Genomic DNA, 11,334 nt, shown 5'->3' with positions numbered 1-11,334 from the left:
GAACGTCGTTCGGCCGGGGGATCGTTGGTTTGCGGGGTCATACCGCCGTAGGTTCGGGTGTCCAGGGCAGAACCTCGCCGTAGCGCACGAGTTGGCCGTAATGCTCCGGGTCGGCCGGGTCGAATGCGAGGTCCAGTAGTGCGCCCGCGGCCTGGGCCGGGGTGGGGGCATCGCTCACGTCCCACCACAGGGCGGAGGTCGGGGTGTTCATCATGCCGGGGCAGACGGCGGCGAGCAGGATGCCGCGGCCGAGATCCTGCTCGCGACGCTGATGTGCGAGTGCGCGAACGGCGGCGACCTGACCGATCTTGGACGGGATGTTGACGAAACCGGGCCAGGCCCCGGCTCGGGCGCTGCCGTCGGCGACCGCATCGCGCCACGCTGCGACCTGCTCGTCGACCTCCGCCAGTGTCCGCGGTCGCGCGAACCGGTCGTGCAGGACGGGTGCGAGGTGGTGCAGGGTGCCCAGCGCACTGGCCACCACGATCAGCCTGCCGTCGTCCCGCAGCAGCGGAGCGAAGGCCCGCAGCACCCGGGTGGTGCCGAAATTGTTGACCTCGGTGTAGGCGTGCACGATCGCACGCGGGTCGTCGTCGGGGCCGACCCGCATGACCGCGTTGTTGAACACGATGTCCACCCCGCCGTGCCGGTCCGCCAGCTGCGCGGCGAGTCGGTCGACGGCCTCGGGCCGGGCCACGTCGAGAATTTCGCCGCGAACCCGGGCCCCGCCGCCGGGCAGGGCGGCGACGGCCTGGTTGACCCGGTCGATGTCACGGCCGGTGAGGTAGACGGTGTCCGCCGGGGTCAGGCGCTGGGCCAGGCCCTCGACGAGGGCCAGCCCCAGCCCCTGGGTAGCGCCGGTGACCAGAGCGATCTTCGATGTCATGACACTCACGCTAGGCATCGGTCCGACATGTCACCAGCGAGAAAAACTCAACCATGGTATGCGTAAATGTCATGGCATTCTCCGACGCTTCGCTCGTCGCGCTGCGCGTGTTCCGGCAGGTGGCCGAGCGGGGCACGCTCACCGCCGCGGCCGCCGCACTCGGCTACACCCAATCGGCGGTCTCCCGCCAGATCGCCGCACTGGAACGCGCGGCGGGCACGCAACTGCTCGAACGCCACCACGACGGCGTACGCCTGACCCCCCGCCGGGCGGATCGTGCTGCGCCGCGCCGCCCTGGTGATCGACCAGATCGACACCACCGCAAGGGAACTCGCCGGTCTACCCGACGAGCCCGCAACGGTGCGGCTGGGCTGGTTCACCAGCGCCGGGGCCGTGCTGATCCCCAGGGCGCTGGCCGCGCTGCGCCGCACCCATCCGTCCATCGCGGTGATCACGCGCGAGGGCAGCACCCCGGCCTTGGCGCGCGCATTGCGCGCGGGCACAGTGGATCTCGCCCTCTTGGCTTCGGTCCCGCCATTTCGCCCGCCGGACACCGAAACCCCGGCGCTGCGCATGCGAACGCTCGCCGAACGCGACCTCTGCATCGCCGTGCCAGCCGGTCACCCACTCGCCCGGGGCGAGTTCATCGACGTGGCCGACCTACATGGTCAGCAGTGGATCGCCGGTTCGGTCTCGGGGCCGGACGGCGGACTCGGCGTCTGGCCCGGCCTGGACGAACGGCCCACGATCGCGCACACCGCCCGCGACTGGCTGGCGAAACTGCATCTGGTCGCCGCGGGTTGCGGCATCACCACCGTGCCCACCGCCCTGGCCTCCGCGGCCCCCGACGGTGTGCGCATCCTGCCGGTCCGCGGCGGCCCCGCCGAACAACGCCGCGTCCTGCTCGCCCACCTTCCCCACCCCCTGCCCGAGCCCGCCGCCCGCCTCGCCGCCGCACTGCGCACCGCCGCGATCGAGACCCACGCGATGCTCTAGCCAGCGCAGACGTTGGCGCACAACGGGTTCGATGAGACGGCCCGTGCACCGTCCCGGAACCGACACCGCGCGCCCCTCGACCACGTCACCGACTTGGCGCCTATCTCAGATTGGGAGGGGCCGTCGCCGCGAAACCGGATACCCTGGCCAGCGGGGCAATCGAGCTGATCCCGAAGGGAGAGTTACCTCTCGGACCAGTCGTCGTCGATCGGCCAGCCGTTGGCGACCAGGTATGTGCGGACGCGGTCGAGATCGGATTCGCGGGGCAGTTCGTCGGTGATCTCGGTGATCACGACTCCGGCGTCGACCCGATCGGCGGGCAGCGCCCCCGCTTCGATGAGCGCGTCGGTCACCTGTCGGGCCGGGGACGCCTTCGTCTGGTCACGATTCCGGCCGGGGCACACCGAATGCGGTGTGCCCCGGCCGGTCGGAACGACAGACTCTTCGATTCCGGGCGAGTCGGCTCGCCCGGAATCGCTCACTTCTTCTTTTTTGCGCCGAACAGCTGGATGTCGAAGGTGTGGCTGATGAAATCCTTTGCGATGTAGAGGATTCCGAGGAGCACCGCGATCAGCACGATCGCGAAGCACACGTACGCGACAGTCTGAGCGACGGTATTGCGCCCGCCGCCGGGCGCGCCGTTCACGGTGGCGGTCTCCATCGACCAGAACCGCACCCCGATCGCGAAGATCAGCGGCAGTCCCGCACCGAGGATGAGCGCGATCAGCGTCACCTCGCCGAGCGAGGTCGCAATGGCGTTGACAGTATGCATCGGTTCCCTCCTCAGGCGGCCGTGGTGGCCTTGTCGGCCGGGGCGGCGACTTCGGACGGCGGGGTGAGCCCACCGTCCCAGTCCTCGTTGACGTTGCTGGTGTCGACCTTGTTCCGGCGCGAACGCAGGTAGATGTAGGCCGACGCGGCGATCAGGATAACCAGGTCGATCAGCACGCCGCCCAGGCCGGGCACCAGATCGGTGATACCCCAGCACACCGCGCCGACCACAGCGGCCAGCGGCAGGGTGATGATCCACGCGACGCCCATCCGGCCGAGCACGCCCCAGCGCACCTCCGCACCCGGCTTACCCAGGCCGGTGCCCAGGATGGAGCCGGTCGCGGCGTGCGTGGTGGACAGCGGCAGACCGAACTGCGCCGAGGTGAGGATGATCGCCGCCGAGGACGCCTCGGCCGCGAAACCCTGCGGTGCGTCGATCTCCACCAGACCCTTGCCCAGGGTGCGGATGATCCGCCAGCCGCCCAGGTAGGTGCCCAGCGCGATGGCCAGCGCACAGCAGATCTTCACCCACAGCGGGATGTCGTCGTTGTTGGTGTAGACGCCGTGCGCGACCAGGGCCATGAAGATGACGCCCATGGTCTTCTGCGCATCGTTGGTGCCGTGTGCCAGCGAGACCAGTGCGGCCGAGCCGATCTGGCCGATGCGGAAGCTCTTGCGCGTCTTGGCCTCGTCCGAGGCTCTGGTCAGCCGGTAGACGAGATAGGTCCCGAGTCCGGCGACGATCGCCGCGACGACGGGTGCCAGGACGGCCGGTACGACGACCTTGTTGATCAGGCCGGTTTTCTCGTTGCCGGTCCAGATCACCCCGCTGACGCCGAGGGCGGCCATCGCGGAACCGATCAACCCGCCGAACAGCGCGTGCGTGGAGCTGGACGGGATACCGAACAGCCACGTGATCAGATTCCACAGGATGCCGCCGACCAGACCGGCGAAAACAATCTGCAACAACGCCATACCGTGCACGTTGTCGATTCGTAGCAAACCGGAGGAGACCGTTTTGGCGACCTCCACCGAGAGGAAGGCGCCGATCAAATTCAGCACACCGGACATCGCCACGGCCGTACGCGGACCCAACGCACCCGTGGCGATCGAGGTCGCCATCGCATTCGCGGTGTCATGGAAGCCGTTCGTGAAATCGAACGCCAACGCCGTAACTATAACTATGAGAAGGACAATGAGTTCTGCGCTCACTTGAACAGTCTCATCCTGACAAGCCCCCGTGACCACCACACAACAAGCTGTTCACCTGACGTTCAGCTGAACATTCACTTCCGGTGATACGGCGGGGGGCCACAGGTCACGTGACATATCAAGGTGACGTGCGGCGTTCACCTTCCGAAGATCCGCATCACCTCGTGTTCGGCAATGTGTTCGCGCCGGGATCGCGGCTTCGCCAACGGATCTCGGGCAGAGCGCGCCGGTCTGCCGGGCGCCCGGCACGAGATTCACACGACGCGTTCAGCATTCGTCCGGTGCGGGCACTCCTTGCAGACGCTGGTCCAGCCAGGCGATCAACCCCGGCCAGCCGGTGTCGCCCGCCAGGAAATGCTCACCGGGAACGTCGCGGTAGATCGCGGTCGCACCCAGGGCGCACTGCTGGTGGTACAGCTCCCGGGCTCCGGCGGCCGGAATCCAGAAATCCTGGGCGCCGTTGTACACCAGCAGGGGCATGGCCGATTTGCGCGCCGAGACGTCGGTGGCCTCGAATACCTTCTGCGCCATCGCACTGTGCAGCGGATCGGAGATGTTGGCGGCGATATCGATCGGCGGAGTGATCACCCCCGGCACCTCGATCAGGTTCATGCACACGTTCCTCAGCGAGGAGGTCGTCACCTGCTGGGCGAGGTTGTTCATCGAGGCGAGGACCTCCGGATGTTCCCGCCCGATACCGAATACCGCCGCCATGAAGACGCCGGTGGCGAGGTTGGCGTTCATCGTGGTCGCGAGCATGCGGTAGTCGGCGGGCACACCACCGACCGCAGCACCGACCGCCGATGCGGCCAATTCCGGTGCGTACTCGGACATCAGCACCGCCGCGGCCCGCGTCGCGATCGCGCCGCCGGAGTACCCCGTCATCGCGAATCGGCTCGAGCCGAGTTCACCCGGAAGCAGCTCACGCGCACCGCGAATGGCGTCCAGCACCGCGTGACCGGCCACATAGGGTTCGGCGTAGGCCATATCCGGTCCCTCGTGATCTGGGATCAGCACCGCGTATCCGCGCAGCACGGCCAGCTGGGTCAGCGGCGGGAAGAAGTCCGCGCTGTTGGTGTTGGCCGAATATCCGTGCGCCAGAGTGTAACTCGGCGTACATTGCCGCCCGAGTCCATCGATCGCCAGATTGTTCACCAGCATCGGCCGATCGCCCGGCCCGGTCCACGCCGCGGCGGGCAGCACCAGCGAGGCCGTCGCGAAACTCGGCTCACCGTGCGCGCCGGTGGTGCGGAATTTCAACTGCACCACCCGGCGCACCGGCGCCGTCAGCAGCGGCGCCGCCGTCGCGGTGACATCGCGTGTCTCCACGACGTCACCGGGCGCGAGGCTCGCCAGGCCCGGCGGCCGCGCATCGAACATCGGATCGCCGATGTCCGAGGGCAGCACCGCGGTGCGCAGACGCGCCAGATCCGTTGCGGGACCGGGAGAGCGGGCCTCTGCGGACGCCTTCGGACCCGGCGCGGGCTCCGCGATGTCCGGGCGCGGCACCACCGCATCGATCCACTGTTGCAGATCGGCTATACCGATCCCGTGCGGCACCGGAACCGACGGTAACGCAGGAGGATTCGGCGCGGGCGGCTGTGCCCGCGCGACAGCGGCGACACCGCCGCAGGAAATGACAACGGCCAGAACGACGACACACCGAGCCCACACGAGACACCCCACAATCCACGCAATCCACGCGTACCGAAACGACGGCGGTAGCACCAGCTTCCAACCCCGTGCCACCGCCGCGAATTATGTAGCCGATCGTATCGCTCCCCAGGTGCGAGAAGTCCGAGGTTCAGCGACACCGTGACCGGATCGGAGCCGGAAACCGGTGCGGGAATACTTCCGCAGCCGAACCGGTTGAACTCGGCGGCACGTATCCGTCGCGGGGGCGAAAAATGACCCGACAGCGCCGGTAACGCTGTGTCACCATGAGGACGATGTAACAACCGCCTCGGCTCCTGTACGGCCGAGGCGCGACTTTCGGCGAATACGGAGAGGAGGTGGCCGATGTCTTCGATGAATACCGTTGTACCGCAGTCGTTCTGCGTGCATCCGGCGCGATCGTCGAATATCCCGTCGCGCGATGCGCACATGGGTCTCGCGCTCGGCCGCCTCCCCGTCGCGGCCTGACCGCCGCCCCTCCCCGATCCCGATCCGAAATCCGCATTTTCACGAAACATGGTGACGCCCATGCCATTCCGCCGTGCCGCCGCCGCGGCCCTCGATTCGGACAATTGGATACACACCGAAGTGCTGGTGCTCAACGCCTCGTACGAGGCGCTCACCGAGATCGGCGCCGACCGCGCCGTGGTCCTGCTGATCAGCGAGGCCGCGGAGACCGTCGTCGAACGTGCGCCGCACTTCCCGATCCGCTCGCAGCACGTGGAAATCGCACTGCCGGAAACGATTCGGCTGCGTCGCTACATCTATCTCGAGCGCCGGGCGCTGGTGCACGACGAGAGCCGCGCCACTCTCGTGGGCGTGCTGCGGCGTGATGAGCACCGGTGCGGGTATTGCGCGGGATGGGCCCGGACCGTCGACCACATCCTCCCGCGCAGCCGGGGTGGCCCGAACACCTGGTCCAACCTGGTCGCCGCGTGCTCGGACTGCAACACCCGCAAGGCCGATCGCACGCCCGCCGAGGCGGGCATGCGGCTGCTGTGGGAACCCAGGGCTCCCCGCGACATGGTCCGCGCCCAGCGGCAGATCTGGAAGAGCCTGGCGACGACCCACCCGACGACGACCACCACCACATGACACAGCGCACACGAGGAGTTCCGCTATGACCAACGCAGTGCGGGAGTCGACCCTGATCGACCTGTTCCCGCTCTCGGACGCCAAGGACTGGCAGGCCGCAGCCTGCCGGGGTGATCCGAACCACGACGCGTGGTTCCCGTACCCGTCGCAGGATTTCGCGTACGCGCGCGGCATCTGCGCCGGGTGCCCGATCCGGCGCGCCTGCGGCGACTTCGCCACCCGCACCGGCCAGACCGGTGTTTGGGGTGGTCACGAGTACGATCGCGGCCGCCTGATCCGGGAGTGACCGGCCCGCCCCGGCATCGTGCGATGCCGGGGCTGTGACCTGCGCCACTACCCGCCTCGATCACGTTCGGGCGCGCTGAGCGGCGGATATCGCGTGCTCATACACTGAGCGGCGTGGGTACACATCGCAGCATCGGCGGATCACGAGGCATCAGCAAAGGTTTGGTTATTTCCGTGGTAGCGGTGCTGTTATTCGCGGTCGCCGTCGTCGGCTGGTTCTGGCTGGGCCGCCACTCCGCGGACCAGAATCGCAATGCCGCCGCCGAATGCGTCGAGGGCCCCGCAACCCTGGCCGTAACCGTCGATCCGGCCGTCGCCGCGCCGGTGCGCAGCGCCGCCGACCGGTTCAACGCCACCAAACCCCACGTTCGCGACCACTGCGTCACCATCGCGGTGAACACGCAGCCCTCCGCGGCCATGGTCACCGGATTCACCGCCAAGTCCTGGGACACCAAACTCGGCGCGCCGCCCGCGCTGTGGATTCCGGACTCCTCGCGCTCGGTGCAATCCATGCGCATCCCGGGTGTGATCGAGGGCACACCGGAACCTGTCGCGGTGAGCCCCATCGTGCTGGCCGTCCCGGATCAGCTGCGTCAGGCCCTCGCCACCGCCAAGACCGCCTGGTCCGATCTACCCACATTGCAGCAGGGCTCGATGAGCAAACTCGGCCTGGGCAGCTGGGGCGGGCTGAAGATGGCCCTCCCGGGCGGGGACGGCTCGCTCGCCGCGGCCACCGCAGTCGGGGCGGCGTTGTCGGGTTCGGATCCGCTGACCGACGATTCCGCGCATTCCGGGCAGGTGATCTCGGCGATCTCCCGCCTGGCCCAGGGCGCACCGCAGTCCGCCGACGTCGCGAGTGCGATGAACACCGTGGCCACCTCCGCGAACAATGTCGCCGCCGCACCCATCCACGCCGTTGCGGTTACCGAGCAGCAACTCAAATCCAATGGCGGCCTTGCCGAATACCGCCCCAGCGGCTCCGCACCGGTCGCCGACTTCCCGGCCGCATTGCTGACCGGTTCGTGGGTGGATCAGACGCAACAGGTGGTCGCCGGGATGTTCGCCGACTATCTGCGCGCCCCGGCGCAGCAGCAGCTGTTCACCGCCGCCGGATTCGGCTCCGCGCCACCGCAACCCGCGCAGGTTCCGGCCAAATCCGTTCTCGACCAGGTTCATTCGGTGCTGGCCAACCCGGTGCTCGGCGTGCAATCGACCGTACTGATCGACACCTCGGCGTCGATGGCCACCAACGACGGCACGATGACGCGGCTGAACAACACCATCGGAGCCGTGGAGTCCACCCTCGACACCATGCCCGCCGACTTCGGCGTCGGCGTGTGGACCTACGCCGGTGGAACCGGCGGCAATCCCTATCGGATCGTCTCCAAGACCGGGCCGCTGACCGATCAGCATCGCTCCGAACTGGCTCAGGCACTGGGCAATATCTCGGCCACCGGCTCCCAGTCGGACCAGACCTACCCTGCGCTGGAGGCGGCGTACAAGAGCGCGGTGAGCGGATTCGCCACGGGCCGAACCAATTCCGTCCTGCTGATCACCGGCGGCCCCAACGACAATTCCTCGGTCACCAGCCAGCAGCTGATCTCCGACCTCACCGCCGACACCTCCCACCACGTCCGGGTCGACGTCATCGTGATCGGCGGCCAAGGCGCGTCGACCCTGCAAACCGTCGCCCAGAAGACCGGCGGCACCTACACGAAGGTCACCACCTCCGACGATCTGGCCTTCGGGACGGCCGTCAACAAGGCCCTGACCACGCCCTGACCACGCCCACAACCGTTCGGTGCGAGGCGGCTCCCGGACGGACGACGGTGAGTACCGAGTTGCCTTCCGGGCGTGCCGGTCACCTCCGGCGATCGGGCGCGGCTGTGGTCTCGGAAGGCGCGGACAGCGAGTGCGAGCGGTAGAAGTCGAGATGCGCACGGGCCGCGGCATCCCAGGTGTGGGCTGCCGCGAGCGCGAAACCGGTTGCGGCACGGGCCGAATCGGCGGCCAGGGCGTCCGCCAGCCGATCCGCGAGATCGGCGACGTCCGCGGCATAGCCGACGGTGTCGCCGAACACCTCACGCAGGACGGGTAGATCGCGCGCGACCACGGGACGGCGAGCCGCGAGCGCCTCCATCGCGGCGAGGCCGAACCCTTCCCGCACGGACGGGAAGGCGAACACGTCGCAGGCGGCGACCAGCGCGGGCAGGTCGTCGTCGGGGACGGAGCCGAGCACGATCGGTTCGAGTCCGAATTCGGCACGGCGGCGCTCGAATTCGGCGCGATAGTCGCGGTAGTCGAACAGGGTCTCACCGCCCGCGAAGACCAGGGACAGGTCGGGTCGCCGTCGGCGCAGCAGCCGGTATGCCTCGAGCAGATCGATACTGCCCTTGCGCGGTTCGATCCCGCCGACGGCGAGGATGTAGGGGCCCAGTCGATCTCGCCACCGCTGCCGGTCCGCGGCAGCCCGCGGCGTCGATGCCGCGGCCGCCGCGAACCGCTCGGCCCGCACCCCGTTCGGAATCACCGTCGGCGCGAAACCCCATCCGGCCCTGACCTCTTCGGCAACCGCCCGGGAGACGCAGATCCGCGCGTACGGCGTGCGGATCGCCCGCTCGTGGCACTGCGCGAGCACCGGGGTGGTGAAGTGGTCGAGATGGTGAATGGTGCGCACGCACGGGCCGACCGCGTTCGCGCTGATGCAGTCCTGGGCGTGCACCACGTCGTACTCGGCGGCGGAGAAATTGTCCCGCAGCGCCTCGATGGACCGGACGATCCGGTCCGCGACCGGTTCATCCGGCACGTCCGCGAACGGCACCAGCCGCAGCCGCACCCGGCCGTCGACCGTCCGGAAGAACCCCTCGTCACCGCCGCGCGCCAGCGACCAGACTGTCACCTGGACACCGAGATCGGTCAGCGCCTCGGCCAGGTTCAGGGTGTGCACCACACCGCCGCGCGGTTTGGTGGAATAGGTCAGCAGGGCCACTCGCACGGCACGCCTCCGGTGCGCTCGGAACAGTGAATCATCTTGTACGGGAGGGTAATTCGATCAGATAAGTGTCGGCCCGGCGCTCCGCGAGGTGATCGAGCACCCGGCGGGCCCGGGCGATCTCGGCCTCCACGTCGACGGTGGCCACAGCCAGCCCGCCCTTGGATCTGGTGGTGGCGAGCGTGTCCCCGCCCGGTCCGACGACCTTCGCCTGACCGAGGAACCTCAGCTCGCCCTGCACCCCGGTCTGATTCGAGGACACCACGAAGACCTGGTTCTCCGCGGCTCGTGCGCAGTCGTACAGGTCGAACAGCCGGGATTGACGATCGGCGGGCAGCCGGGCCGCGCGATCGGTGACGCTGGCCGGCCACGCCGACAGCGCCGCGATGACGGTAGCGCCGTCCAGAGCCAGGGACCGCGCGGACTCCGGGAAGGTCTTGTCGTAGTCGATCAGCATCCCGAGCCGGCCGACGGGGGTGTCGAACGCGCCGAACGTGTCACCCGCCGCATAGGCCAGATGTTCACCGGCGGGCTGGTGAACCTTGCGATGCGTACCGAGGACGCCGTCGCCACACAGGCAGATCGCGGTGTTGTACCGCAGGTCACCGGCCGCTTCGGCATATCCGATGCACACCGTGACCGGACCGGCCGCCGCGATCAGCGCGGCGATCTGGGGGCCGTTCGGATCGAGCGCCGGGGGCAGATCGTCCGGTGACGGACTGCGCAGATCGCCGATGTACCCGCCGAGCGCCGCGTCGGGGAAGACCAGCAGGTCGACGCCGTCGCGCACCGCCGCGTCGATCAGCCCGAGCGCCTTGTCCAGTCCGCGTTCCAGGTCACGGCCGAAATGGCCCGCGACCGCGCCCAGTGTCACCATCGTCATTCCGCACTCCCTATCCGGCCGCGTCGATTGCCCGGCTGTGTGTCAGGCGGTCCCGAGACCGGTCACGCCGGAGCCGACCGCCACCGTGATCGTTCCGTCCGGCCAACGCAACCTGACACCCGGCTCGGCCGTCAAACGCCCGCACGGTGCCGCGGTGAGCGGGGCCGGGACCGTATGCACCGGTTCGGGATCGGCGACGACCATGGCGAAGCCCGGGAAACAGCCCAGCCACGCCCCCATCGAGGCTCCGGCGGGCCGCGGTATCGCCGCGACGTCCAGTTCGGCCCCGGTACCGGAGGCTTCGGCGAGCATTCCCAGTGTCCCGGCCAGGCCCGCCATGCTGACGTCCTTCGCCGCGGCCGGACGTAGCCGGGCGATCACCTCCGCCATACCTCGCAGCTCGGTCCCGCCACGCCGGCTCGTGCTGTCCCACTGTCGATCTCGGTATCCGGGCCGCCAGTCGCCGCCGAGATCGGCGATCACCGAGACCCGGTCCCCGATCGCGCCGCCGCCCGCGCGCACCGGCGTCGAGGTGGCGCC

The 11,334-nt window shown here is 68.8% G+C and carries 13 protein-coding genes and 1 pseudogene; 6 read left to right on the top strand and 8 right to left on the bottom strand.

Annotation, left to right across the window (positions count from 1 at the left end):
- Positions 1-37: 37 nt before the first annotated feature.
- Positions 38-886: an SDR family NAD(P)-dependent oxidoreductase gene (locus tag NM2_RS08125; protein WP_067666228.1), complete on the bottom strand. Its 849-nt coding sequence runs from the start codon at positions 884-886 to the stop codon at positions 38-40.
- A gap of 53 nt (positions 887-939) precedes the next feature.
- On the opposite strand from NM2_RS08125, the pseudogene NM2_RS52920 reads away from it, so the two are divergent.
- Together NM2_RS52920 and NM2_RS08120 are read left to right on the top strand one after the other, a co-directional pair.
- Positions 940-1,089 (top strand): annotated as a pseudogene (locus NM2_RS52920) (LysR family transcriptional regulator); the annotation flags it as partial.
- Between the two features lie 73 nt (positions 1,090-1,162).
- The gene (locus NM2_RS08120; protein ID WP_218025875.1) at positions 1,163-1,882 is read left to right on the top strand and encodes a LysR substrate-binding domain-containing protein; all 720 of its coding nucleotides are present in this window, start codon (positions 1,163-1,165) and stop codon (positions 1,880-1,882) included.
- Between the two features lie 182 nt (positions 1,883-2,064).
- Here NM2_RS08120 and NM2_RS51430 read toward each other — a convergent pair whose 3' ends face one another.
- The 4 genes from NM2_RS51430 to NM2_RS08100 form a co-directional block, all read right to left on the bottom strand.
- Entirely contained in the window at positions 2,065-2,235 is a 171-nt protein-coding gene (locus NM2_RS51430) for a DUF3349 domain-containing protein (RefSeq protein WP_245717904.1), read from the bottom strand.
- 125 nt (positions 2,236-2,360) lie between these two features.
- Positions 2,361-2,654: a hypothetical protein gene (locus NM2_RS08110; RefSeq protein ID WP_067666225.1), complete on the bottom strand. Its 294-nt coding sequence runs from the start codon at positions 2,652-2,654 to the stop codon at positions 2,361-2,363.
- A gap of 11 nt (positions 2,655-2,665) precedes the next feature.
- Positions 2,666-3,865: an inorganic phosphate transporter gene (locus tag NM2_RS08105; protein ID WP_067666223.1), complete on the bottom strand. Its 1,200-nt coding sequence runs from the start codon at positions 3,863-3,865 to the stop codon at positions 2,666-2,668.
- 267 nt (positions 3,866-4,132) lie between these two features.
- On the bottom strand, positions 4,133-5,425 hold the full coding sequence (locus NM2_RS08100) for a lipase family protein (protein ID WP_245717903.1): 1,293 nt from the start codon (positions 5,423-5,425) through the stop codon (positions 4,133-4,135).
- Positions 5,426-5,884: 459 nt separating this feature from the next.
- Between NM2_RS08100 and NM2_RS52525 the strand changes: the two genes are divergently transcribed.
- The 4 genes from NM2_RS52525 to NM2_RS08085 all read left to right on the top strand — a co-directional run bounded on the left by NM2_RS52525 (position 5,885) and on the right by NM2_RS08085 (position 8,701).
- A complete protein-coding gene (locus NM2_RS52525; RefSeq protein WP_281182418.1) occupies positions 5,885-6,007 on the top strand; it encodes a hypothetical protein in 123 nt (40 codons plus the stop codon).
- 60 nt (positions 6,008-6,067) lie between these two features.
- Positions 6,068-6,634: an HNH endonuclease gene (locus tag NM2_RS08095; protein WP_067666389.1), complete on the top strand. Its 567-nt coding sequence runs from the start codon at positions 6,068-6,070 to the stop codon at positions 6,632-6,634.
- Positions 6,635-6,659: 25 nt separating this feature from the next.
- Positions 6,660-6,920, top strand: a complete 261-nt coding sequence (locus NM2_RS08090; protein WP_067666222.1) for a WhiB family transcriptional regulator — start codon at positions 6,660-6,662, stop codon at positions 6,918-6,920.
- A 113-nt stretch (positions 6,921-7,033) separates the two neighbouring features.
- On the top strand, positions 7,034-8,701 hold the full coding sequence (locus NM2_RS08085) for a substrate-binding domain-containing protein (protein WP_067666221.1): 1,668 nt from the start codon (positions 7,034-7,036) through the stop codon (positions 8,699-8,701).
- A gap of 79 nt (positions 8,702-8,780) precedes the next feature.
- Here NM2_RS08085 and NM2_RS08080 read toward each other — a convergent pair whose 3' ends face one another.
- From NM2_RS08080 to NM2_RS08070, 3 genes are all read right to left on the bottom strand, one after another.
- Entirely contained in the window at positions 8,781-9,914 is a 1,134-nt protein-coding gene (locus NM2_RS08080; protein WP_067666220.1) for an MSMEG_0565 family glycosyltransferase, read from the bottom strand.
- A gap of 31 nt (positions 9,915-9,945) precedes the next feature.
- Positions 9,946-10,794: a carbon-nitrogen hydrolase family protein gene (locus tag NM2_RS08075; RefSeq protein ID WP_067666218.1), complete on the bottom strand. Its 849-nt coding sequence runs from the start codon at positions 10,792-10,794 to the stop codon at positions 9,946-9,948.
- Between the two features lie 42 nt (positions 10,795-10,836).
- Positions 10,837-11,334 (bottom strand): AIR synthase-related protein (locus tag NM2_RS08070; RefSeq protein WP_245717902.1); only part of this gene is annotated, 498 nt, incomplete at its 5' end.

It is taken from the genome of Nocardia miyunensis NBRC 108239 (assembly GCF_001613065.1).
GTDB classification, from domain to species: domain Bacteria; phylum Actinomycetota; class Actinomycetes; order Mycobacteriales; family Mycobacteriaceae; genus Nocardia; species Nocardia miyunensis.
This window is presented reverse-complemented; position numbering and strand designations above follow the sequence as displayed.

Excerpts from the sequence above, each read along its gene's own strand:
- NM2_RS08125 (WP_067666228.1), bottom strand. The coding sequence starts at position 886 with ATGACATCGAAGATCGCTCTGGTCACCGGCGCTACCCAGGGGCTGGGG.
- NM2_RS08110 (WP_067666225.1), bottom strand. The coding sequence starts at position 2,654 with ATGCATACTGTCAACGCCATTGCGACCTCGCTCGGCGAGGTGACGCTG.
- NM2_RS52525 (WP_281182418.1), top strand. The coding sequence starts at position 5,885 with ATGTCTTCGATGAATACCGTTGTACCGCAGTCGTTCTGCGTGCATCCG.
- NM2_RS08095 (WP_067666389.1), top strand. The coding sequence starts at position 6,068 with ATGCCATTCCGCCGTGCCGCCGCCGCGGCCCTCGATTCGGACAATTGG.
- NM2_RS08090 (WP_067666222.1), top strand. The coding sequence starts at position 6,660 with ATGACCAACGCAGTGCGGGAGTCGACCCTGATCGACCTGTTCCCGCTC.
- NM2_RS08075 (WP_067666218.1), bottom strand. The coding sequence starts at position 10,794 with ATGACGATGGTGACACTGGGCGCGGTCGCGGGCCATTTCGGCCGTGAC.